The sequence below is a fragment of the Lysinibacillus sp. FN11 genome (assembly GCF_024628845.1).
Classification (GTDB): Bacteria; Bacillota; Bacilli; order Bacillales_A; family Planococcaceae; genus Lysinibacillus; species Lysinibacillus capsici.
In genome coordinates, this window is record NZ_CP102383.1 from 2466464 (window position 1) to 2491567 (window position 25104).

21 protein-coding genes and 1 riboswitch are annotated in these 25104 nt (G+C 39.6%); of the genes, 4 read left to right on the forward strand and 17 right to left on the reverse strand.

Going from position 1 to position 25104, the window contains the following annotated elements; genetic code table 11:
- Positions 1 to 27: 27 nt before the first annotated feature.
- Entirely contained in the window at positions 28 to 1740 is a 1713-nt protein-coding gene (locus tag NP781_RS13285) for a methyl-accepting chemotaxis protein (protein ID WP_221680187.1), read from the reverse strand.
- Between the two features lie 202 nt (positions 1741 to 1942).
- Between NP781_RS13285 and NP781_RS13290 the strand changes: the two genes are divergently transcribed.
- From NP781_RS13290 to nspC, 3 genes are all read left to right on the forward strand, one after another.
- A complete protein-coding gene (locus tag NP781_RS13290; RefSeq protein ID WP_257520132.1) occupies positions 1943 to 2149 on the forward strand; it encodes a hypothetical protein in 207 nt (68 codons plus the stop codon).
- A gap of 450 nt (positions 2150 to 2599) precedes the next feature.
- Positions 2600 to 3829, forward strand: a complete 1230-nt coding sequence (locus NP781_RS13295; protein WP_048392314.1) for a saccharopine dehydrogenase family protein — start codon at positions 2600 to 2602, stop codon at positions 3827 to 3829.
- The gene (gene nspC / locus NP781_RS13300; protein WP_257520133.1) at positions 3826 to 4965 is read left to right on the forward strand and encodes a carboxynorspermidine decarboxylase; all 1140 of its coding nucleotides are present in this window, start codon (positions 3826 to 3828) and stop codon (positions 4963 to 4965) included. Before NP781_RS13295 ends, nspC begins: the two co-directional genes overlap by 4 nt.
- 44 nt (positions 4966 to 5009) lie before the next feature.
- On the opposite strand, the gene NP781_RS13305 is transcribed toward nspC, so the two are convergent.
- From NP781_RS13305 to mce, 6 genes are all read right to left on the reverse strand, one after another.
- The gene (locus NP781_RS13305; protein WP_257520134.1) at positions 5010 to 5891 is read right to left on the reverse strand and encodes an amidase; all 882 of its coding nucleotides are present in this window, start codon (positions 5889 to 5891) and stop codon (positions 5010 to 5012) included.
- A gap of 43 nt (positions 5892 to 5934) precedes the next feature.
- Positions 5935 to 6025: riboswitch (cyclic di-GMP riboswitch) on the reverse strand.
- 138 nt (positions 6026 to 6163) lie between these two features.
- Entirely contained in the window at positions 6164 to 6652 is a 489-nt protein-coding gene (locus NP781_RS13310; protein WP_257520135.1) for a chemotaxis protein CheW, read from the reverse strand.
- A 23-nt stretch (positions 6653 to 6675) separates the two neighbouring features.
- Positions 6676 to 7791, reverse strand: a complete 1116-nt coding sequence (locus NP781_RS13315; RefSeq protein ID WP_257520136.1) for a M20/M25/M40 family metallo-hydrolase — start codon at positions 7789 to 7791, stop codon at positions 6676 to 6678.
- Between the two features lie 732 nt (positions 7792 to 8523).
- On the reverse strand, positions 8524 to 9477 hold the full coding sequence (locus NP781_RS13320; protein WP_257520137.1) for a hypothetical protein: 954 nt from the start codon (positions 9475 to 9477) through the stop codon (positions 8524 to 8526).
- A gap of 106 nt (positions 9478 to 9583) precedes the next feature.
- Positions 9584 to 11131 carry an acyl-CoA carboxylase subunit beta gene (locus NP781_RS13325; protein WP_202341188.1) on the reverse strand — a complete coding sequence of 516 codons (1548 nt, stop codon included), beginning with the start codon at positions 11129 to 11131 and terminating at the stop codon, positions 9584 to 9586.
- Positions 11132 to 11136: 5 nt separating this feature from the next.
- The gene (gene mce / locus NP781_RS13330; protein ID WP_257520138.1) at positions 11137 to 11550 is read right to left on the reverse strand and encodes a methylmalonyl-CoA epimerase; all 414 of its coding nucleotides are present in this window, start codon (positions 11548 to 11550) and stop codon (positions 11137 to 11139) included.
- Between the two features lie 125 nt (positions 11551 to 11675).
- Here mce and prli42 point away from each other — a divergent pair, with 125 nt between their 5' ends.
- Positions 11676 to 11771, forward strand: a complete 96-nt coding sequence (gene prli42 / locus NP781_RS13335) for a stressosome-associated protein Prli42 (protein WP_009370219.1) — start codon at positions 11676 to 11678, stop codon at positions 11769 to 11771.
- A 22-nt stretch (positions 11772 to 11793) separates the two neighbouring features.
- On the opposite strand, the gene NP781_RS13340 is transcribed toward prli42, so the two are convergent.
- The 10 genes from NP781_RS13340 to NP781_RS13385 form a co-directional block, all read right to left on the reverse strand.
- Positions 11794 to 12804, reverse strand: a complete 1011-nt coding sequence (locus tag NP781_RS13340) for an aromatic acid exporter family protein (protein ID WP_009370217.1) — start codon at positions 12802 to 12804, stop codon at positions 11794 to 11796.
- 152 nt (positions 12805 to 12956) lie between these two features.
- On the reverse strand, positions 12957 to 13397 hold the full coding sequence (locus NP781_RS13345) for a BrxA/BrxB family bacilliredoxin (protein WP_004231203.1): 441 nt from the start codon (positions 13395 to 13397) through the stop codon (positions 12957 to 12959).
- A gap of 161 nt (positions 13398 to 13558) precedes the next feature.
- Positions 13559 to 14656, reverse strand: a complete 1098-nt coding sequence (gene meaB, locus NP781_RS13350) for a methylmalonyl Co-A mutase-associated GTPase MeaB (RefSeq protein ID WP_257520139.1) — start codon at positions 14654 to 14656, stop codon at positions 13559 to 13561.
- The gene (scpA, locus tag NP781_RS13355) at positions 14656 to 16809 is read right to left on the reverse strand and encodes a methylmalonyl-CoA mutase (RefSeq protein WP_257520140.1); all 2154 of its coding nucleotides are present in this window, start codon (positions 16807 to 16809) and stop codon (positions 14656 to 14658) included. The genes meaB and scpA overlap by 1 nt, the downstream gene beginning before the upstream one ends.
- Positions 16806 to 18509, reverse strand: coding sequence for a methylmalonyl-CoA mutase family protein (locus NP781_RS13360; RefSeq protein ID WP_257520141.1), 1704 nt, complete (start codon positions 18507 to 18509; stop codon positions 16806 to 16808). The genes scpA and NP781_RS13360 overlap by 4 nt, the downstream gene beginning before the upstream one ends.
- Positions 18510 to 18629: 120 nt before the next feature.
- Complete coding sequence (locus NP781_RS13365) at positions 18630 to 19964, reverse strand: dihydrolipoamide acetyltransferase family protein (RefSeq protein WP_257520142.1); 1335 nt, start codon at positions 19962 to 19964, stop codon at positions 18630 to 18632.
- A gap of 170 nt (positions 19965 to 20134) precedes the next feature.
- Entirely contained in the window at positions 20135 to 21118 is a 984-nt protein-coding gene (locus tag NP781_RS13370; RefSeq protein WP_016993882.1) for an alpha-ketoacid dehydrogenase subunit beta, read from the reverse strand.
- The gene (locus NP781_RS13375; protein ID WP_004231196.1) at positions 21118 to 22134 is read right to left on the reverse strand and encodes a thiamine pyrophosphate-dependent dehydrogenase E1 component subunit alpha; all 1017 of its coding nucleotides are present in this window, start codon (positions 22132 to 22134) and stop codon (positions 21118 to 21120) included. The genes NP781_RS13370 and NP781_RS13375 overlap by 1 nt, the downstream gene beginning before the upstream one ends.
- An 86-nt stretch (positions 22135 to 22220) precedes the next feature.
- Positions 22221 to 23648 carry a dihydrolipoyl dehydrogenase gene (gene lpdA / locus NP781_RS13380; protein ID WP_257520143.1) on the reverse strand — a complete coding sequence of 476 codons (1428 nt, stop codon included), beginning with the start codon at positions 23646 to 23648 and terminating at the stop codon, positions 22221 to 22223.
- Positions 23649 to 23829: 181 nt separating this feature from the next.
- A complete protein-coding gene (locus NP781_RS13385; protein ID WP_048392303.1) occupies positions 23830 to 24924 on the reverse strand; it encodes a Leu/Phe/Val dehydrogenase in 1095 nt (364 codons plus the stop codon).
- Between the last annotated feature and the right edge of the window lie 180 nt (positions 24925 to 25104).

Below are 25104 nucleotides of genomic sequence, written 5' to 3' on the forward strand. Positions count from 1 at the left end.
AAAAGCCAACATGTCCTAATCTTTCTATTATTCTTTTAATTTAAACGCCTTTACATGCTGTTCGAGTGTGTGTGCCATGTGATTTGTTTCATTAGAGCCTTGTGCCACCTCATCAATGCTTGCAGTTGTTTGCTGCGCTGCGACAGTAATCATATTCATCGTTTCTTCTATATCACGAATAGATTCTGTTAATTGTTGAATCATTTGCACAATACGTGTAGATTTTTGGTTTTCAGCGGTCATAGCATTAGAAATGGTAATCATTTCTTCTACTGTTGCAGCCACTGCTGTCGAAATATTTCCTAAAGATTGTGCTGTTAGACGCACTGTCTCTGTTCCTTTTTCAATATATTGCGTATTATCATTCGTAGATGACATGACCTGCTGCACATGCTTCATTATATCCTGAATAAGCTGTTCAACTTGCAATACCTCTTGATTAGATTGCTCAGCAAGCTTCCGTACTTCCTCAGCAACAATAGCAAAGCCTTTACCATGCTCCCCTGCTCTAGCCGCTTCAATGGAAGCATTCAGTGCTAGCAAATTTGTTTGTGATGCGATGTTCGCAATAGACGTTGTAATGGTTTGAATTTTGGTTGCAGATGTAACCAGGTTTTCTACTGTTTGTCGTACCTCACCTGATCCGCTGTGAATTAATGCCATATCATTGCTTATATCTTTTGCTAGTCGCTCACCCTCTGTTGCTAATTCCATCGTTTGTCGAGCATTATCGGCACTGTTATTGGCATTGCTTTGAATCTTTTGAAGGTCCTGCGCTAAAGAAGTAAGAACATCTGTCGCATTTTCAGCATGGTGCATCCCTGCCGTCACGGCACTTGTTACCTCTTCGATATTATTGGCGACACCTTGAATGGTATTGCTCATATCGTTCAAGGTGGAAGCGGTTTCATCTGCGTTATTCGTTAAAGTATTAGAAGTGGATCGCATCGTCATAATCATATTTTGTAAATTAGCTGTCATTCGATTTAATGTATTGGCTAAATCCGCTACTTCATCTTTACTGTTAATTTTTGTTTCAGGTACAGCTAAATTACCATTGGCAATTTCTTTCGCCTGCTGAATCAGCACACTAATCGGTCTTACTTTACGACGGATTAAAAAGCCTGTGATGATAGAAGCAATTAGCATAGGGAAAATACTAATTAAAATCCCATTTCGTACAACATCCCATGTTCGCTCCTTCACGATATTGGCATCAAAGTCGATGACACTAATAGCAATAATCTCTTTACTGGAATCATGGTCTTTAAAAATAGGGGCATAGCCAGATAAACGGTCCATCCCTGCATAAGTATAAGGCTGTGAGTATGTTGGATGCTTATGTGTAAGCAACATATCAATAGCTTCTTTATCTAAATAAAATTGATCACCAGGGGCATAACCTTTTTCAGCCAAATGATCATCAAGCGCTAATAATGTGCCATCCAACGATAAAATATATTGTGTTTGGAAAATATCTTTATGACCTGTTGTCCAGTTCAAATCGTTCCCAATGCTTTCCTGTACAGCCTTGTCGCCTTGAATGGCCTTGTTCAATTGTTGCGGATTGATCAAACCTGTCGTAATATTGGCACAGCCATAGGCCTCAACACCAGCAGCATCATAAAGTTTATTGTAAGCAGTTATGTATGTAGCGAACGAAGTAATCCCTAGCATCACCACTAAAATACCAGCGATAATCGTCCCAAGTTGAAAAGTTAATGAATTACGTAATTTCACGATCCATCCTCTCCCCTTTCTTGTAATAATCTATGAATATTCCTTTTGTGTTTCATCATACTACAAAAAGATGTATTAAAAAAGCATCTTTAATTATTCTAGTAAGATAAAAACATTGGAAAAAGTTCTGAATTGTGCGATAATTGAAGTTAATTATCTTAAATCCTGAGCATTACCAATTCATCTAATAGGAGGGCTTGCTATGAATAAACGCTTTCATCTTATATCGATTGTTACAGGAAACTTGTTAACAATAGGGGCCATTTTTATTTATGCCATGCAAAGTCAAGTGGGAGTAGCCCTCAGTACGTATGCTCTTGTGATGGGTTTTTTTAGTACTTTGCTTGTGGTTTTCTTCTATATATGGGGGGAAGAAAAACAACAAGTATCCAATCGTTTTCTGAAATAATATGCATCATTCTCCATTACACAGATACCTGTAGCACGTTTAATGTGGTTCCTGTTCCTTCCTATAGGTAGAGGGATTTTTTTATGTAAGGTCAGTAGGAATGATTTAGTAGCAGGAATCAAATAGTCAATCGGGAGAGATAATATGTCATAACATTCATTTAGACAATTATTTACTTGATGTCGTAAAATCTAGGATGAATTGTGATGAAACTTCACCATATATTTGGGTATATACAACAGCTATTTCCCTCTATTTTTACTAAAATGACGTTGTAGATTTATTCATGATTCCCTTCTTTTCCGAGGTATTCCCCTCCATATACGTCTAATTGTTGTAGAAAAATAAAATTTTTTGTAGAAAATTTTAAAACAATGATTGAGTAGTATATCAATTTTCTGTATAATCAGCTTGTTTGACAATACTTTATATGAACTTGGGGGTAGACAATTGGGTAAAGCATTGATTATCGGAGCTGGCGGAGTTGCCAGTGTTGTGGTACACAAGTGTGTTCAAAATTCGGACGTATTTGAGGAAATTTGTATCGCAAGTAGAACTGTTTCAAAATGTGACGCTCTAAAAGAAAAACTAGACGGCGGAAAAACAAAAATTCATACTGCACAGGTAGACGCAGACAATACAGAAGAGGTTATTGAGCTTATTAAAGCTTTCGGACCAGATGTAGTGATTAACGTGGCTTTACCTTATCAGGACTTAACGATTATGGATGCTTGCTTAGCGACAGGTGTGCACTATGTGGATACTGCAAACTACGAGCCACCTGAAACGGCAAAATTTGAATATAAATGGCAATGGGCTTATAAAGAGAAGTTTGAAAAAGCTGGCTTAACTGCATTACTTGGAAGCGGTTTTGACCCAGGTGTAACAGGCGTTTTCACAGCTCATGCACAAAAACATGAATTTGATGAAATCCACTATATCGATATCGTGGATGCCAATGCGGGAGATCATGGATATCATTTCGCAACAAACTTCAACCCAGAAATTAACATTCGTGAAATTACAGCGAATGGTCGTTACTGGAAAGAAGGCGAGTGGATTGAAACTGCACCACTTGAGAAAAAAGAAGTGTATAACCTACCTGAAATCGGACCAAAAGATATTTACCTTCTATACCATGAAGAGCTTGAATCACTTGCAAAAAATATCAAAGGTTTAAAACAAATCCGCTTCTGGATGACGTTCTCTGAAAAATACTTAACACACTTAAAAGTATTAGAAAACGTAGGTATGACATCAATTGAACCAATCGAATTTGAAGGGCAAATGATTCAACCAATCCACTTCCTTAAAGCGGTATTACCAGATCCAGCTTCACTTGGACCACGTACAAAAGGTAAAACAAACATTGGTTGTATCATTCGCGGCCTAAAAGATGGCAAAGAAAAAACGTACTATGTGTACAACGTATGTGACCACGAAGAGTGCTACAACGAGGTTGGTTCACAAGCGATTTCTTACACAACCGGCGTACCAGCTATGATCGGTGCAATGCTTGTGATGAACGGTGAATGGCGTAAACCAGGTGTATGGAATGTGGAAGATTTCAATCCAGATCCATTCATGGATGCACTAAATAAATGGGGTCTACCATGGCAAGAAAGCCATAACCCAGAACTATTAGACCTTGATTTAGATGCAAAGGAATTAAGCCGATGAAACCAATTGATTTTTCAAAAGTTCCATCCCCTTCTTATGTAGTGGATGAGCGATTATTAACAAAGAATCTTGAGCTTTTAAAATCAATTCAAGATCGAACAGGCTGCCGCATTTTATTAGCCCTTAAAGGCTTCTCTATGCATTCAACATTCCCACTAGTAGGGGAATATTTAGCAGGCATTACAGCTAGCTCACTGCATGAGGCACGTCTTGGCTACGAAAAAATGGGCAAAGAAGTTCACGTTTATGCACCTGCTTATATTGAGCATGAAATGGACGAGCTTCTAGGCTATGTGGATCACATCGTATTTAACTCATTTAACCAATGGGCTCAGTTCAAGGATAAAGTGAAATCTACTGGTAAAACAATTGAATGTGGTATTCGCGTGAATCCTGAATACTCTGAAATTGAAACAGCGCTTTACGATCCTTGCTACACAAACTCTCGCCTTGGTACAACATTGGCTAACTTTGATAAATCACAGCTTGACGGTATCGATGGCTTACACTTCCATGCGATGTGTGAACAAAATTCGGATACATTAGAGCGTATTATTGAAGTAGTTGAGGAAAAATTTGGTGATGTTTTACACCAAATGAAATGGTTAAACTTCGGTGGCGGTCACCATATTACACGTGATGATTATGATGTAGAAAAACTTGTGAACATCATTAATTATATTCAAGAAAAGTATAACCTGCTTGTTTATCTTGAGCCAGGTGAAGCAGTAGCCCTTAATACAGGCTATTTAGTAGCAACGGTGCTTGATATTCAAGAAAACGGGATGGATCTTGCTATTTTAGATACATCTGCAACATGTCACATGCCTGATGTACTTGAAATGCCTTACCGTCCAATGATTATTGGTTCTGGACAAGCAGGTGAATTAGCACACACATATCGCTTAGGCGGACTAACATGTCTAGCTGGTGATGTGATTGGCGATTATTCGTTTGAACAGCCATTAAAACCAGGTGATCGTCTTGTATTCACAGATATGGCTCATTATTCTATGGTGAAAAACCATATGTTTAACGGTGTCAACTTACCATCTATCGTTTCTTATAATGATGAAGAAGGTATTAAAGTCATTCGCGAATTTAAATTCGAGGACTACAGCGGTCGACTGTCCTAATACCAATAGAAAAGCCCTTCCAGTTTAACACTGGAAGGACTTTTTTATGGACGCATGGTCATCCAATTTTCCACATAATGAATGGCTACTCCATGAAAAGCATCGTTATTTGAAAAATGTTGCTGAACAAGTATAAGCTGTTCATTCATAAAGGCTTCTCCATTATCATAAAAAGTAATATTTTCCCCTTCCTCTGAAGCGCCTGTTTCTACACCAATTACAATTGATTTATTCACAGTGGAAGCATAAGCGATTTCATGTTCTACAATAGAGATAATATCTTTTGCAGCATCACGATAGGCCATGATCGTCACACTATCCACATGGTCAATGACCCAATCAGCTAATAACCCTTTTCCAAATTCGTTATTATACTGAACTTCATCAAACCAAAATGGCATATCTACTTCTAAAGTAAGTTGTAACTGACTTGCCTTCTCACTTGCTTTCATTATTAGTGTTTGATAGGTTTTTATCGTTTGTGCTTGATGTAAGCTCCATCCACTATTTAAATAAGGCTCTACATCAAGGTGAACCCCAGAAAATTGCTCAGATTCAGTTGAATTATCATTATATGTATGTAACCAATTAAACAATTCGTCTTGGCTTCGACTACCCTCAGCTGAAACCCAGCTTGCAGCACCATCCAATGCATAAATACGAATACCTTTGTGAGAAGCGTCACTAATAAAACGCTTATAGTCATCGCTCCCTATGCCTTGATCGATTTGCAGATAAACTTTATTAACATCGTTATGTTCTAAAAATAATAATATTTTTTCTTGATCATCCATGATAAGGGATGTATCCCACAGCCACGTAGCCTTTTCCTGTATAGCCATTGCATCAACCTTTCCACTTGATAAAGCTAATGAACTAATCATGAGGACGATTAGTGCGGTCCATACTTTTAATTGTCTCTTCATACGAACTAACTCCATTCTACTCGCCACGGCTCCTAGAACAGAACCTGGCAACCTGACAATCATGCACTAAATTATAGTGTTTAGACTCATGGCTTGGCGCCCCTCCCTTTCGATGAAGTTTGCCTTTTTCAGTTTTTTCTTAATCATTATCATACGCGGTTAGCAATGGTTTGTCTGTAGGTAGAATGCATAATTGTCACATGTATGATCAGGTAAAAACGACAAAATACAGGTTAAATTTACTATTCAAACATAAAAAAAACGTAGAGTACTTAAGCCTCTACGTTTTCCTTTTCATTTTCAATCATTTTGTGTAAATAATTGATAATTTCCCTAATGCCCTCTAATGAATTAACCAGTATTTTAGGATCAACATATGTTATCATACGATTTTCAAGATTAGCTACCGCAGTAAAATAGCGTGTTTTACTATAATTGACTAGACCCAATTGCTGAAGTACTGATTCATCGAAATCAAGAATTTCTCGTGCTTCTGTAACAAGTAATCCATAATTAACCACATCAGTATTCAACACAATGATACGTGCGGTTGCTGTATTCGATGAACGATTGTACAGTATGCGTTCAAAATCAAGAACAGGTACAAGCTCACCGCGAATTCTTGTAAAGCCTAGAAGATAGTTAGGTAAATGAGGAATAGGTGTTACTTGCTCTAATTTTTCAATTGAAATCGCTTGCTCCACAGGCACAGCATACTCCTCTGTCCCACAAGCAAAAACGACTGCTTTGACACTTTCCATAGGGTCACATCCTTATTCGACTGTTAGTTTTTCGCCGATTCTTTGACGATTTCTACTAGTAAATCTGCTAATTTTTCAAGTTCTTCTACTGGTATTTTTTCATTTGTGGTATGGATATCCTCGTATCCAACAGATAAATTAACTGTAGGAATGCCAAAGCCTGCGATGACGTTTGCATCTGAGCCTCCACCAGAAATGCCTAGTGTCGGTGTACGATCAATATTGCGTGCAGCAGCCATAGCTACCTGAACTACTTTATCAGATTCCGTTACACGGAAGCCTGGATACATTAGCTTCACTTCTACCTCTGCACGTGCGCCTAACGAAGCAGCTACTTGTTCAAACGTATCTTGCATATGCTTTGTTTGCGCATCCAATTTAGTTTTGTCTATAGAGCGTGCTTCTGCAAGGATTGTCACTTCGTCACAAACAATATTTGTCGCTTGTCCACCTTCAAAACGCCCAATATTCGCTGTCGTTTCTTCATCTAAACGACCTAGTTTCATTTGAGCAATGCATTTTGATGCGACTGTTATGGCAGAAATACCCTTTTCAGGAGCAACCCCTGCATGTGCCGTTTTTCCAATAATCTTTGTGAAAATTTTCGCTTGGAATGGTGCTGCTGTCACGATACCACCCACTTTGCCATCGCTATCAACCGCAAATCCATATTTTGCTTTAATGTTCGCTGGATCTAACTCTTTAGCGCCAACAAGGCCACTTTCTTCACCAGCCGTAATAATAAATTCAATATCGCCATGTGCAATATTTTGCTCTTTCAAACGTTTGACCATCTCAAATAGAGCAGCTAGTCCTGCTTTATCATCGGCACCTAAAATCGTTGTACCATCTGATACGATATAGCCATCTTCACGTAAAGACGGTTTGATGCCTTTCCCTGGAACAACAGTATCCATATGAGAAGTGAAATAGATTGGCTCTACATCCAATGTGCCCTTTAATGTGGCAATAATATTACCTGCCCCATGTCCATTACGCGTATGTGCATCGTCTTGAATCACTGAAAATCCAAGTGCAGTTAACTTATCTACAAGAATTGGTGCTATTAGTTGTTCATGTTTTGTTTCTGAATCAATTTGTACGAGCTCAAAAAACTCTTCTACTAAACGACTTGTCATGTTGTAAAACTCCCTTAGTTTACGTGTATTTCCACGTTATAGTATATGTATTATTTTAGCACAACGTCAGAAGAGTTGAAATCATTGAACAATACTACCAAAATAAAAAGTCTGAGAAAAATCTCAGACTTTCCCATAGTGTTAAAGAACAAAACCATCAATAGAATTTTTTGAAAGGTGAAAATGGTTTCCGTTGCAGGCTACTTGCTTTCCTGTGGGCGAGCGCCGAGCCGCTTCCTCCGCTACCGCTCCGTGCAGGGGCTCGCCTGTCTCGCTATCCCACGGAAGTAAAGTAGCCTTCCACTCCAACCTACAAAATGTTAACTTTTTAGCAAAGGTTTTCAAATAAAGTGAAGGTTTTCACTACCCATTTTATGGAGGGGGTTGTAACTAATCACTTCTTCGCAATGAAATTAAGAGTCTATTCTTTCTCTAATTATACAAATAATGGGTTAATTTGATTGCTACGGCTAGCTAGTATGAAAGATAATGAAAAGACACTTTGCCACATCGTTGATTTCCGTTCCGCCAGTGTCACTTCTAGGGGATTTAGCGTCACAGATGAGACCATGGAGCGAACGTAAGTGAGTGAAGCGGCTCATCGGACGCCCCCTGAAAAGGACACTGGCGGAACGGAAATCACACCCTCACCTTGCCAAAAGGTCTTTTTCTGCTAGTGACACGATCTTTTTTCAACAACATGAAAAAGCTGAGAAAAATCTCAGACTTTCCTTAGTCATTGACAATACGCTCTTTTTCTTTTTCTAATGATTGTAGGTAATTGACAGCTTTATTATGTTTATCCTGTAAGCGCCAAATCGTATTATGTACATCATCTTGAACACGTGAGACCTGTTCCCTTGCTGTTGAGATTTTAGAATGAACAGACCATGCTGAAAAAATATCATCAAAAAAGTAATCCGCAAACTTCACAAACCCATCTGTTTCAATATGCAACGATTTCGTAGACATTTCATGAACATCTAATAATTCATTATGAAACCGTTGTAAGGCAATTTGAGCACTGTGTAAATAGTTTTCAGACTGATCGAGCGCATCATGCTTTAAATGCGTAGCAATCAGCCCACCACCAAAAAATGTATCCCATGTGGAATACCCATTGGCCGAATGTAATGAAGCTGCTGCTTGCCCTAGCCTTGTAAGAGCTACTTCTCCCGCTTCCTCAGCCTCTTTAATTTCTCTAATGAGCTGCTTTGTTAGCATTTCCTCATGTGCTAAATGCTCTAGCCTTTCTGCTTGGGCAGCATCATGAATCTGTAAGTACTTCTTCTTTTTAAGATAGACCTGTTGAAGTGATTGCTGAAGCGCACTTTCATCAATCTGGGCTAGCTGATTCATCACTTGCACGTTGTCCTCTGCTAAATCTTTTTGCATTTTCTTTGCTTCATTTAGCTTTAATTCAAGTACTGCCGCCTTATCAATTTTTTCTGCCCTCAGTTCATCTTGTTGCCCTGTCCACGTACGAATCATATTCATGAACGAGAAACCATCCAATTTATCAAGTTTGGATCGAATTTGATGGAGTGCTGCCGTATGATTGTCTATTTCCTGTTGTGTATGTTTAATTTGCCCATCAATTAACTGATTTTGTTCGTTTAATCTAGATGCTTTTCTAAGTTGTGCATGAATCTTTTCTTGCTCTGTTTGTAATTGCTGCCATTCCATTCATCTCAACTCCTCCTATCTATCAGTACGGATGACAAACAAAAATGTTTCACTTTTTGGCAATGAAAAACCTAGCAACTTTTGAGCTGCTAGGCTTGTGTTACTATTATAGAGGAATATTACCGTGCTTTTTCTCTGGACGTGTTTCTTGTTTGTTTGACAGCATATCAAGTCCTTGAATCAGCTTGATACGTGTATCTCGTGGATCGATTACGTCGTCTACCATACCGCGAGATGCTGCAACATATGGGTTAGCAAATTTTTCTTTATATTCTTCGATTTTCGCTGCACGAGTTGCTTCTGGGTCATCTGATTTTGCAATTTCACGGGCAAAAATGATGTTAGCTGCGCCAGCAGCACCCATAACAGCAATTTCAGCATTTGGCCATGCAAATACAAGGTCAGCACCGATAGATTTAGAGTTTAAGGCAACGTAAGCGCCTCCATAAGCTTTACGTAAAATCACTGTAATTTTTGGAACTGTCGCTTCTGAATAAGCATAAAGAATTTTCGCACCATGACGAATAATACCACCATGTTCTTGTTTAACACCTGGGAAGAAGCCAGAAACGTCTTCAAATGTGATGATTGGGATATTGTATGCATCACAAGTACGAATGAAACGAGCAGCTTTATCAGAAGAATCGATATCTAAGCCACCAGCAAGAACTTTTGGTTGGTTACAAACAAGTCCAACTGATTCGCCAGCAATACGTGCAAAACCGACAACTACGTTTTTAGCAAACTCTGCATGTACTTCCATGAACGAACCTTCATCCACTACTTGCTCAACAACTTTACGTACATCATATGGACGTGTTGTTTCGATTGGTACTGTATCTACGATTTCTGGACGGTAGTCATCCCCTTCAGGTCTAGCTTGACGAGGTGCCTTTTCTTTATTGTTTTGTGGTAAGTAGCTTAATAGTTTTTTAATTTCATCAATCGCTGCCTCTTCAGAAGGAGCACGGAAATGAGCATTCCCACTGACCGCATTATTTACTTTCGAACCACCTAAATCTTCAGCAGAAATTTTCTCTCCTGTTACCGTTTCGATTACTTTAGGTCCCGTAATGAACATTTGAGATGTTTTATCCACCATTAGAATGAAGTCAGTAATAGCTGGAGAATAAACAGCTCCACCAGCACAAGGTCCCATAATCACAGAGATTTGCGGAATCACACCAGAATAAATGGCATTTCGGTAGAAGATATGACCATAGCCATCTAATGAAAGAACACCCTCTTGAATACGTGCACCGCCTGAGTCATTGATGCCGATAAATGGTGTACCATTTTTAGCAGCTAAATCCATCACTGTTGCCATTTTTTTCGCATGCATTTCACCAAGCGCCCCACCAAACACTGTGAAATCTTGAGAGAATAAGTATACTGGACGTCCGTTAATTTTACCGAAGCCAGTTACGACACCATCACCAGGTCCCTCCATTTTTTCCATGCCGAAGTCTACTGTACGGTGTGTAATAAATGGGTTAATTTCGAAAAATGTACCTTCGTCTAGCAACAAGTCTATACGCTCACGAGCAGTAAGTTTCCCCTTCTCATGCTGCTTATCGATGCGATCATAGCCCCCACCAAGTTCAATTACCGTTTTACGGTCATACAAGTCATTAATTTTGTCGAACATATCCATACTAATCACTTATCCCCTTTTCCACTTTTATCACATAATTCATATAACACCCCAAATGAGGATTTAGGATGCATAAACGCAACCTCTGCCCCTCCAGCACCTGGCCCTGGCTCTTCGGATAAGAGACGTACACCTTTTTCACGAAGCTCTGCCATTCGTTCACGAATTCCCATCACACCAAACGCAACATGATGAATTCCTTCTCCACGTTTTTCAATAAAACCATGGATGGCACTTTTATCACTCATTGGTTCTAATAGCTCGATTTTCACGTTCCCTGCATCGATAAATGCCACACGAACCTGTTGAGATTCTACTTCTTCCACTTTCATCAACTTTAAGCCTAAAGTTTCTGTATAATATGTAATGCGTTCATCAAGATCGCGCACTGCAATCCCAATATGGTCTACTTTCTCCATGGTGACATCTCCTTCTGTTATGGTACATACTCTATTTTACAGATTTTTTTGTCAAAACTCTACTACTTGAGAAATTTTTCAGATTTGCTAAACTATTTATAAGAAAAGAAGGAGCGAACGAGCATATGAGTAATAAAAAATTTCAAAAAGTCGTTATTTATAGTATGATCGCAATTATGCTAATCTCATCTCTAGCATTCGGATTATCTATGATAATTTAAGGCAAAGCATGAGGCGTCCACACTACTGTGGGCGCTCTTTTTTAGCTTTTAACCCTTTAAATGACTGCTTTATTTCTAAATACCTGTCCATTTCCTCTATAAACTGATAGAGGGCTGCCTGAGCGATAAATTGCTCATGGCTTTGTGGTAAAGGAAGCTGAGAAAAATCGCGCTTAACATGTTCGAGCTTTTCACGGTAATGACTAGCCGTATTTCCCGAATGAACATGCTCACCTAGGTCTTGTAAAAAATCTGCCACAATTTCAGCCTCTTGTACTATAACAGGTAATGTCGTCACTTTGGGTAGCACTCTTTCGATAATTTCTAGCTGCTGCTCTCGCATATCGAAATATACATAGTAATCATTTTTACGTCTTGTAAAATGGTTTTGAACATCTTTAAACGCCAATGATTTAGCCTCTTCTAGTGCTTTGATTGCATCGATAATTTCTTGGCCGTTCCACAACGTATCTCCTTGCCGTAAATAGCTGGCAATTTCTAAAAAAATCTTACTGTATAGCTCCTCTATTTTTACTCTGTAGTAATTTAATTCCTTTTGAATGTCTGGCATATACATATTAATGGCAATCCCTGTTCCATAACCGATAGCCATCAACGCTAATTCATTATAAACAAGTGTCAATGAGTAACCTTCAGCAGCGTAAATATGCATAATAATTACGACACTGGAGATAAATCCATCCGCAACCTTTAAAGATACAATGGTAGGTATAAAGAATATAAGCATGCCTGCTAGTGTAAGTGGATGGTAAGCAAATAACTCAAAGCTTACAAAGGCAAAAAGCATTGCTACAATACTTGCAACCAATCGTGTATAGGCTGCATAAATGGATTTCTTTTTTGTTGGCTGCACACATAATATGGTTAGAATACCAGCAGATGCATATGAGGCTAAATCAAAATACTGTGCAATGGCAATAGCGATGGCCGCACCAATTGCTGTTTTTAAAGTTCGATAGCCGATTGAAAACTTCTTCAGGCCGACTGCCTCCCATCCTTTAGTACTCTTCACTCATTCAGCTAATTATTTAGCCAATATTACAAAAATTTTAACAATAATGAAACTATCTATACATGAGGATCAGTAGGAAGCCTACATAGATAGCATGATCTATGAGGCTTTTCTACTTGATTGAAAATTATTTTTCTTATGCAAGAATGGACTTAAAGCTCGTCACAATATTCTTCAAAGTTTGCTTGTAAATTTGTCACAACTGACATTGGGTCATGCCCTTCAATTTCATAGCGTCCCACTTCTGCGACAACTTGTCCGTCTTTTAATAGAACGAATGATGGTGATGAAGGTAAATGGTCTTCTCCAAAATGGTAACGCGCTGCTGCAGTTGCTTCTTTATCTTGCCCTGCAAACACTGTTACTAAATGGTCTGGACGTTTATCATAATGAACGCATTGTGCTGCTGCTGGACGAGCGATACCACCCGCACAACCACATACTGAGTTCACCATTACTAATGTAGTACCTGGACGAGCAAACGCCTCTTCTACAGCTTCTGGTGTTGTTAATTGTTCATAACCAGCTGCCTCAATTTCAGCACGTGCTGTTTTTAAAATTTCCTGCATAAATAAATCGTAATCCATATTCATATAGCGATAGCTCCTTTCAAGTTCGCGCCAATTTAGTTATATTTCAGATAGTAGGTTTTTGACGCTTATCCATCTCTTATCATAGCAGTTTGCAAGCAATTTGTGCACCTACTTGCTCAACACATTTCAGTTGAAATTACTACGATTTCAATAAGACTCGTTTACTTGTCTTCCTGCTCCTCGCTAAATAAACGATCCACACCTTGTGTAACTGTCAACTGTCCACTTAAAATTTGACGTTCAAGCTGTTGTACTTGTGCTTTACGTTGCGGGTTTCCATAAAATAGATCAATTAAATGATCGGTAATCATCGATTGGAACCACTCTTTTGTTTGTTGTTGGCGTCGGGTAGCCCAATAGTGATTTGCTTCTACGATTTGCTTGAATTCCCCAATTGTTTCCCAAACCTTATCAAGTCCTCGTTTTTCTAATGAACTAACAGGCATGGCAGTAGACATCCAACCAGGTGTAGCTGGCTGTAAAAAGTGCAAAATTTGTTTGTACTCTGCAACCGTTTTTTTAGCTAGACGAACATTATCACCATCCGCCTTATGCACAACAATTGCATCTGCTAATTCCATGATGCCTTTTTTCATGCCCTGCAATTCATCCCCCGCTCCTGTTAAAACAAGAAGCAGGAAGAAGTCAACCATGCCACGGACATAGGTTTCACTTTGTCCAACACCAACTGTTTCAATTAAAATCACATCATAGCCTGCTGCCTCACAAACTAACATGGTTTCCCGTGTCTTTTTGTGAACACCCCCTAGGGTACCTGCCGATGGCGATGGACGCACAAATGCACTAGGCTTCTTCACGAGCTCTTCCATACGCGTTTTATCGCCAAGTATACTTCCTCCCGATAGAGAAGAACTTGGATCAATGGCAAGAACAGCAACTCGTTTTCCCATATCACAAAGCATAGTGCCGAAAGCCTCTATGAATGAGCTTTTTCCTGCCCCAGGCACACCTGTTATGCCAATTCGGATACTATTGCCTGTATGTGGAAGAAGCTCCTGCAATAGCTCTTGTGCCTGTACTTTATGGGTAGCGTTTGAACTTTCAATGAGGGTAATGGCTTTTGATAAATGTGTGCGAGAGCCCGCACGTACTTGTTGTGCAAGCTCTCCTACATTTAGAATGTCTGCCTTTTTCTTTCGGAACTTTTTGGGTGTACCATATTGCATCCCGTCGTGAGTCGCCTCTACTCCGTCCATGACAAATAGCGCACTATCTTCCATTCCTTTATTTTTGTCCATTATTCAGACACTTCCTCGTAGCCTAAACGTTTGTAGATTTCTTCAATAATTTTTAGTGCGGAAACAGGGATCACTGTACCTGGACCGAAAATGGCTACTGCGCCGGCATTATAAAGGAAATCATAATCTTGTGCTGGTATAACCCCACCCACAATAATGATAATATCCCCACGACCTAGTTTTTCAAGCTCTGCAATCAATTCAGGCACTAATGTTTTATGACCTGCAGCTAGTGAAGATACCCCGATAACATGGACATCATTTTCAACAGCCATTTGAGCTGCCTCAGCAGGCGTCATAAATAATGGTGAAATATCTACGTCAAAGCCTAGGTCCGCATAGCCTGTTGCGACAACTTTCGCGCCACGGTCATGTCCATCTTGTCCCATTTTGGCAACTAAAATACGTGGACGACGCCCTTCATTTTCAAGGAATTCTTCTGTCATTTGTTTCACTTCTGCAATTTGCTCCTCATCAGAGAAGTTAGCAGAGTAAACACCAGAGATCGAACGAATGACCGCTTTATGACGACCAGAAACTGCTTCAATTGCATCAGATATTTCACCTAAAGAAGCACGAGCGCGCGCTGCATCCACTGCCACCGCTAGCAAATTTTCTTCTCCATCTTGAGCAGCCTTTGTTAAGCGAGCTAAATGTTTTTGAACTTCCGCTTCATCACGAGCTGCCTTCATCGTTTCTAATCGTTCAATTTGTTTTTGACGAACAAGTGTATTATCGATATCTAAAATATCGATTGGCTCTTCTTTTGCTAAGCGATACTTATTCACGCCAACAATCGTTTCTGTTTTAGAATCAATTTTCGCTTGACGTTTTGCTGCGGCTTCCTCAACCTTCATTTTTGGAAGTCCCGTTTCAATCGCTTTAGCCATACCACCAAGCGCTTCAATCTCTTCGATTAACGCCCAAGCAGATTTCGTAATTTCTTCTGTTAATTTCTCCACGTAGTACGAACCACCCCATGGATCAATGACTTTTGTCATCGCTGTTTCCTCTTGTAAAAATAACTGTGTATTACGCGCGATACGTGCAGAGAAATCAGTTGGAAGTGCAATTGCTTCATCCAGTGCATTCGTATGAAGGGATTGCGTATGTCCCATCGAAGAGGCATTTGCTTCGATTAATGTACGTGCAACATTGTTAAATGGATCTTGCTCAGTTAATGACCAGCCAGATGTTTGGGAATGCGTACGTAATGCTAATGTCTTCGGATTTTTCGGGTTAAACGTAGACATCATTTGTGCCCAAATACGACGTGCTGCACGCATTTTAGCAACTTCCATGTAATAGTTCATACCAATTGCCCAGAAGAACGATAGGCGAGGTGCAAATGCATCAATATCAATACCTGCTTTTAATCCTGTTCGTACATACTCCAAGCCATCTGCTAATGTATAGGCAAGCTCAATGTCATTTGTTGCGCCTGCTTCTTGAATATGGTAACCAGAAATTGAAATAGAGTTAAATTTCGGCATATACTTCGCTGTATATTCAAAAATATCAGCGATGATTTTCATTGACATAGCTGGTGGGTAAATGTATGTATTACGCACCATGTATTCTTTTAAAATATCATTTTGAATGGTACCTGCTAATTGATCTGGCGTTATCCCTTGTTCTTCTGCTGCTACAATATAGAACGCAAGGACAGGTAATACCGCACCATTCATTGTCATTGAAACAGACATTTGGTCTAACGGGATTTGATCGAAAAGGATTTTCATATCCTCTACTGAGTCAATCGCAACCCCAGCTTTTCCTACATCCCCTGTTACACGTGGATGATCAGAGTCATAGCCTCGATGTGTTGCTAAATCAAACGCGACAGAAAGACCTTTTTGTCCCATAGCCAAATTTCGTTTGTAAAAGGCATTGGATTCTTCAGCAGTTGAGAAACCAGCGTATTGGCGAACCGTCCATGGACGTGCTACATACATAGTAGGGTATGGCCCACGTGTGTTGGGTGCAATCCCCGCCACATCATTTAGATGTTTAGCCTCTTTAATATCTTCTTTTGTGTAAATATCTTTAATTTCAATTCCCTCATTTGTCATGAACTTGTCTTCAGACGCTTGAGGTGCTTCAGCTGTTAAAACCTTTTCTATTTCTACTGCATTAAAATTTGGCTTGCTCATCGTTGGACCTCCTTCATGCTCGCAAACACGGACTGTAATTTTTCAATGATGTTTTGTCCTGCGAAAATAAAGCCGTTTAAGCCATTGGCTAACCATGCTTCTTCTTCGTCTTTAAATTTGCCTGCTACATCTACAAGCACATTCGCTGGTTTCTCAGCTAAAATGGCCGATACCAATGCTTTTGTATCATCATCACTGCCTGCAATCACTATATACTTAGCCTCTGTTGCCTTCAGCCAAGCTACTGCCTCTTCTACAGTTGTCACTGGCTCACTTTTTTCTGGTACAAGCCCAACTGTGTTTAAGAAGCCCGCTACAAAATCTGCGCGTGGTTTAGAGCTTTTTAGTGATCCTAATGCTAAAATACCTGTTTTCACATTTGCTGCTGTCATGTCTGCACGTAAATCCTCAAATGGAGCAGCAATACGCTTAATATCAGCAAATAATGGATTTGTATCCTGTTCAAGGATATCAGCTGGATTAGCATAAATATTCGTTCCAATTAATGATTGCTTACGTGTTTGGGCAGCTTTGATGCGCTTTTGATAGGATACTTCCACTTCTTCTGCAAGCTTGCCAGAGGCTGTATAGTCATCGATACCGCCAGCTGCCTGAATGTCTAAAAATAATGCCCATGCTTCTTTCACAAAATCTGCTGTTAACGACTCGATAAAGTAAGAGCCCCCTGCTGGATCTTTTACTTTTAAGACATTTGTTTCTTCTTTTAAAATTAATGACACATTACGAGCGATACGAATGGATTGATCCGTAGGCTTCGTTAACACGTCATGTGGATGAACCGTAAAGAGATCAGCACCACCGATTAAACCAGAAAGCGCTTCATTTGAAGAGCGTAATAAATTTACATACACATCTAATTTAGAAAAGCTTCTTAATGATGTTTCAGCAACAGTAGGGATTTTGATATGATCTGTTACGCCATAAGCGGATGAGAACGCTTTCCAAAGTACTTTAAAAGCACGTAGCTTTGCAATCTCCGTAAAGAATTGTGTATCAATGGCAAATGATACAAAGAATTTCTTCGAGAACGCTTCCAAGCTTTCTTCTTGTTCTGCAAATTTGGCTGCTAATGCAAGTGCATAGGCTAATTCTTGTACAGCGTTAGCACCTTCATTATGATAAACTGTTGTGTCTGCACTGACTGAGCGCACGTTCGGAAATGCAGTCAAAGTGATAGGGTCTTTTGAAATAATGTAACCTTTAATGGCTTCTTGTTGATCTACTGGAATGTTGTCGAATACTGCTAATAATGGGTCTTTTGAATTTTCAATAGTAATTTTAAACGAATATTCTGAGAAATATGATGCTAATTTGACCAATACTTCTTCTGTCCAAGCAAAGCTCACTCGGCTATCAATCGTAATAACTTCATTGCCTCGAGCTAGACTATCCTCAAGCTGTGCAAAAAAAGCTTCGCTTGAATCAGCGTGAATTTGTTGTGCCACCTGAAATACTTGATCATTTTGTAGGGAACGGATTGTGGCAACTTGTAAATCAAGCTCTTCTCCAAGCTTAGCTACTAAACTTTCTTGCGTGTAAAGTGGCTGTAGTGTAACACCTTCATTTGTTTTTGTGAATAGTGACTCAAATGGTTTCCCTTTTAAAGCTTTGATTGCTGCATCTTGCCAGTCTGAATAGGCTGGTATTTCAAATTCAATATTTTTCATGTTGTTTGACATGCGGACGCTTAATCAGCTTCCCCCTTAGTAGTTTCTATTTGTTATTCTACATGACAAATTGCGACTCGAAAAGCATAAAAAAAATCGGAAACCCTTATACAGCAGGTTTCCGACAAGTCATCAGTAGACTGACGTTGAAGATTTATTTGTATTTTCGAGTATTTCTTTTACTCTATTTAGGAATTTACCACAGACAAGTCCATCAAGCACACGATGATCTAATGATAAACATAAATTCACAATATCACGTGCAGCAAACATTCCACCTGGTAAAACAACAGGTTTTTTTACAATACTTTCCACTTGTAGGATCGCTGCTTGTGGGTAATTGATGATGCCCATTGATTGAACAGAGCCAAATGCACCTGTATTATTCACTGTAAATGTACCACCAGTAATGTCATCCATTGCTAATTTTCCTGTACGAACTTTGATAGCCAGTTCATGGATTTCTTTCGCAATTCCTTTAATGGATTTTTCATCTGCGTGTTTTATAACAGGTACAAATAAGGCATCATCCGTTGCTACTGCAATCGAAATATTGATGTCATGCTTTTGAATAATTTTATCTTCAGCCCACATCGAATTCAGCATTGGGAATTCCTTTAAAGCTTGAGCAACCGCTTTTACAAAGAAGGCGAAATATGTAAGATTAAAGCCTTCTTTTTGCTTAAATTCATTCTTTAAGCTATCACGATAAGTCACTAAATCTGTTACATCCACTTCCATCATCATCCAAGCATGCGGCGCTTCATGTACACTTTTCACCATATTATTCGCAATGGCACGACGGATCTTCGTCACTGGAATTTCGATATCTCCTGGATGAATAGGTTGTACAGGTGCAGCTGCTTTTTCCACTTGTTGCTGTGGTGCTGGAGCTGCTGATGTCGTTTGAACGGTTGGAGCTGCTTGTGCTACATCATTTGCCGTTGGGATATTACCTGTTTCAATTAGCTTTAACAGGTCTTTTCGTGTAATACGACCACCCTCGCCAGTACCTGTTACAAGGTCTAAAGCTATATCATGCTCCTGCGCAAGTCGAAGAACAGCTGGTGAATAACGTACTTTACCCGTACGTGCCTCTTTTGGTGCAGATACTGGAGCCGCTACCTGCTGTGGTGCCTCCTGTTTCTTTTGAACACCTGCATTTAAAATAGCCGTACTTACCGCTGATTTTTTTTCAGGTGGCGGTGCTGGTAATTCACCTTTTCCCGCTATTTCAATCGAGCAAACGACTGCTCCAACTGGTAATGTCTGACCTTCTTGCGCAAGAAGCTCCGTGATAACCCCTTCAAATGATGACGGGATTTCAGCATTTACTTTATCTGTAACAACCTCTGCTAATGGATCATATTTTTTAACTGTATCTCCAGGCTTTACAAGCCATTTTTCAATTGTACCTTCTGTTACACTTTCGCCGAGCTGTGGCATTGTAATATTTTGAACCGACATCCTTTATTCCTCCCATCAAATAAGCCTAGGCGTCATTGTACCTGATGTAGCGCTAAAAACATTAAACGTAGATAGGCATATAGACAGATTTTGACTTTCATATGTGCAAAGTCAAAATCTGTTGTTCCGTCTGAGGCTTTTATATTTTCATTCTGCCTTGTTGTGATCTATTAGAACGCAGCAAGTTCTCGCATAGCACGTTCCACTTTATCAGGATTAATCATAAAATATTTTTCCATCGTTGGTGCATAAGGCATGGCTGGCACATCAGGTCCCGCTAGACGTTGAATTGGTGCATCAAGCTCAAATAAACAATGTTCCGCAATAATTGCAGCAACCTCACTCATGATACTACCTTCTTTATTATCCTCTGTGACAAGCAATACTTTACCTGTCTTACTTGCAGCCTCAATAATCGCTTCTTTATCCAGAGGGTAAACTGTACGCAAATCAAGGATATGAGCAGAAATACCATCCGCAGCTAGGCGTTCTGCCGCTTGTAGAGCAAAGTGGACTGCTAAACCATAGGTAATGACTGTCACGTCATCTCCTTCACGTTTTACATCTGCTTTACCAATTGGTAATGTGTAATCATCTAGTGGTACTTCCCCTTTAATTAAACGATAGGCACGTTTATGTTCGAAAAATAATACCGGATCTTCATCACGAATAGCAGCTTTCAGTAAACCTTTTGCATCATACGGTGTTGATGGAATGACAATTTTCAAACCAGGTGTACCAGCAAAAAGTGCTTCAACAGATTGTGAATGATAAAGTGCCCCGTGAATACCTCCGCCAAAAGGTGCGCGGATGACCATTGGACAAGTCCAGTCATTATTAGAACGGTAACGTATTTTGGCTGCCTCTGAGACGATTTGATTGACAGCTGGCATAATAAAATCAGCAAATTGCATTTCAGCAATCGGACGCATACCGTACATTGCAGCACCGATACCTACACCGGCTATTGCACTTTCTGCAAGAGGTGTATCAAGCACGCGGTATTCACCAAATTGATCGTATAGTCCCGTAGTGGCTTTGAATACACCGCCTTTACGACCAACGTCCTCACCTAAAATGAAAACTCGTTCGTCACGTTCCATCTCTTCTTTCATTGCTAATGTAATCGCATCAATATAAGACATTACTGCCATTACATGTCACCTCCGTCCACTGGTGCATAAACATATTTAAGTGCATGCTCTGGTTGTGCATATGGAGCCGCTTCAGCATAATCAGTTGCTTCATTTACTTCTGCCATAACACGCTCTTCGATTTCAGTACGTATCGCGTCAGTCATCACGCCAGCATCCATTAAATACTTTTCAAATAATACAATCGGATCCTTTGCTTTGCCTTCTGCAATATCTTCAGCCGTACGGTATTGACGGTCATCATCATCTGAAGAATGGGCTGTTAAACGATATGTTACCGTTTCGATTAAGCTTGGACCCTCCCCATTACGTGCACGATCTGCAGCCTCTTTTACCACTTTATATACTTGTAACGGATTTTTCCCATCCACGGTCACTCCTGGCATTCCGTAGCCAATCCCACGATCAGATACTTTTGCACAGCCAAGTTGACGCTCTACTGGCACAGAAATCGCATATTGATTGTTTTCTACCATAATAATGACTGGTAGCTTATGCACACCTGCAAAGTTCGCTCCTTCATGGAAGTCTCCTTGGTTGGATGAACCTTCACCAAGCGTAACGAAAGAAACAAAATCTTCTTTTTGTAGACGTCCTGCAAGTGCAACGCCCACTGCGTGTGGAACTTGAGTCGTAACAGGTGATGAACCTGTTAAAATACGATTTTTCTTTTGACCAAAGTGGCCTGGCATTTGACGACCCCCAGAGTTTGGATCTTCTGCTTTAGCAAACGCAGATAGCATCAGTTCTCTTGGTGTCATACCAAAATGTAAAACAACACCCATATCACGATAATAAGGTGCAATATAATCCTTACTTTTATCAAGTGCAAAGGCTGCTCCAACCTGTGCCGCCTCCTGACCTTGACAGGAAATTACAAACGGAATTTTACCAGAACGGTTTAATAACCACATACGCTCATCTAGTCTTCTAGCCATTAACATTGTTTCGAACATAGCAAGTACATCTTCATTTGACAAACCTAAATCTTCATGTTTGATTTGAACATCTTGCATACGAACACCCCTTTCGTATTATAGAGAAATAACTATCTTATCCTATATCCCCACATTTGGATATGTTAGTTATGAAATTCAGAAAATTAAAAATGGATAGCGCGATCATCCACTGCTAGAGCAGATTCCACTAACACCTCATTTAAGGATGGATGTGGATGAATTGCCTGACTAATTTCCCATGGTGTTGCATCTAACACTTTTGCTAAGGATGCTTCACCAATTAAATCGGTTACATGAGGCCCTACCATATGAATACCCAAAATATCATCTGTTTCTTCATCAGCAATAATTTTGACAAAGCCTTCTGTCTCTCCATTTACTAATGCTTTACCAATGGCCTTAAACGGGAATTTACCAATCTTTAATGAAAATCCTTGTTCTTTAGCAGCACTTTCTGTTAATCCAATGCTAGCAACCTCTGGATAGGAATAAACACATTTCGGTACTTTTAGTGCATCCAATGCCTCTGTTTTCCCTGTTGCTATATGCTCAATAGCTGAAAGCCCCTCATGAGAAGCAACATGCGCTAATTGTAAGCCACCAATCACATCTCCTATGGCATACATATGAGACTCTTTCGTTTGATAGGAACCATTCACCTTAATAAAGCCATTTTCCACTTCAATCTCTGTATTTTCTAGACCAATACCTTGCGTATTCGCCTCACGTCCTACACAAAGTAATAGTTTATCAGCCTCAAAAACTTCTTCTTTGTCATTGATTTGCGCAGAAATGAAAACGTTATCATTTTCAATTTTGAATGTATTTGTATCTAAGCGAGCATTCGTAACAATACGAACTCCTCGTTTCTCAAGTTGTTTCGTCACTTCTTTAACGATGTCCGCATCTTCAGCTGGTAAAATGGATGGACCATATTCTACCACTGTTACATATACACCAAAATCGCATAGCATAGATGCCCACTCAATTCCAATAACACCACCACCAACGATTAGCAGTGACTTTGGTAAACTTTCTAACTGTAATGCGTGGTCTGAATTCAGCACATATTGCCCATCTATCGTTAACCCTGCCATACCACGAGGCTTTGAGCCCGTTGCAATGACAACATTCGTAGGTACAAGCATTTCATTTTCATCGCCATTGGACATTTCTACAGATATTGTACCAGGCATAGGTGAGAAAATAGATGGACCCAAAATTCGCCCTGTACCGTGATAAACATCTATTTTGCCTTTTTTCATCAGTGTATTCACACCCTGGCTTAATTGCTCAACGATTGCTTGTTTCCTAGCTTGAACTTTGTCAAATTGTAATGTCACACCTTCAATATCGACACCATATTCGCTAGCTGTTTTATTAGCCATACGATATACTTCGGCACTTCGGAGTAAGGCTTTACTTGGAATACAGCCTTTATGCAAGCATGTACCTCCTAAACGTTCACGCTCTACAATGGCTGTTTTTAAGCCTAGCTGAGCAGCTCGGATGGCTGCAACATATCCACCTGTACCTCCACCTAAAATGACAACATCATAATTTTGAGCCATGTTTATTCCCCCTATTGAGAAAAGTGCTAAAGGATTCTATTAAACAATAACCAAGTGATTTTTTTAACAGTCAGTGCTTGTTTTAGAAAAACTTTAGCTTCACTTCATTAAAACCCCAATTTCTTGTTGAAAATAGAAGAAGTCGACAATGCGACTTCTCTTCTTGTATCAACCGTGTAAATTAGCGACCGTGTAAAATATTTTTTTCATTTTTTAAAAATTGGCTGCGAGATTTTGCTACGCGAGCGATACGTTCCTCCGCTAAGCGGTTCGCTGCCACATATGTTGGAATGCCATCTCGTTTTGAAATAGCAAAGATTTTTTCAATACTATCATAAATGCCATCAACGCGTTTCATTGCACGTTCACGATTATAGCCATATAATTCATCCGCAACGTTAATAACACCACCAGCATTGATTACATAATCTGGTGCATAGACAATACCTAATTCATGTAGGTAGTCACCATGACGTGAATCTTTTAATTGGTTATTTGCAGATCCAGCGATCACTTTCGCTTTTAATTGCGGAATTGTTTCATCATTTAAAATTGCCCCTAATGCACAAGGTGAGAAGATATCTACTTCTTGAGCATAGATTTCATCTGGTGCCACTGCAATCGCGTCGAAGTCATTAACAACACGATCAATAGCTGCCTGATTGATATCTGTTACAACAAGTTTTGCCCCTTCATTATGTAAATACTCGCAAAGCTTGTAAGCTACATTTCCTAGACCCTGTACAGAAACTTTTAATCCTTCTAGTGAGTCTGAACCGAATGCTTCTTTTGCAGCTGCCTTCATACCACGGTAAACACCATAAGCTGTTACTGGAGATGGGTTACCTGAAGAACCGAATGCAGGAGAAATTCCTGTTACATAATTTGTTTCTTCATGGATTAAATCCATATCCGATACTGTTGTACCTACATCTTCAGCTGTAATATAGCGGCCATTTAATCCTTGGATGAAACGACCTAACGCACGGAACATCTCTTCGTTTTTATCTTTAAATGGGTCACCAATAATGACCGTTTTTCCACCGCCAAGGTTTAAACCAGCTGCAGCATTTTTGTAAGTCATTCCTCGTGCTAAACGTAATGCATCTTCAATTGCATTTTCTTCCGACGCATACGTCCACATACGTGCTCCACCTAGTGCTGGTCCAAGTGTTGTATCATGGATAGCGATAACCGCTTTTAACCCTGATGCTTCATCTTGGCAAAATACCAATTGTTCGTAATCATACTTTTCCATATACTTGAAGATTTCCATGAAACTCGCCCCTTTGCTTTGGAAAGTGCATCCCCAAATGCCCATCCAATCAAGTTTTATCTAACAATCTAATCTCCATAGCGTCCTCACTCAGCAAATTCTGAGCTCCTATTCGGTAGTAGGTGTTTAGACCCTAATACTTAAAGAAGAAATTGTTTAGTAATGGATAATATTGCTCCA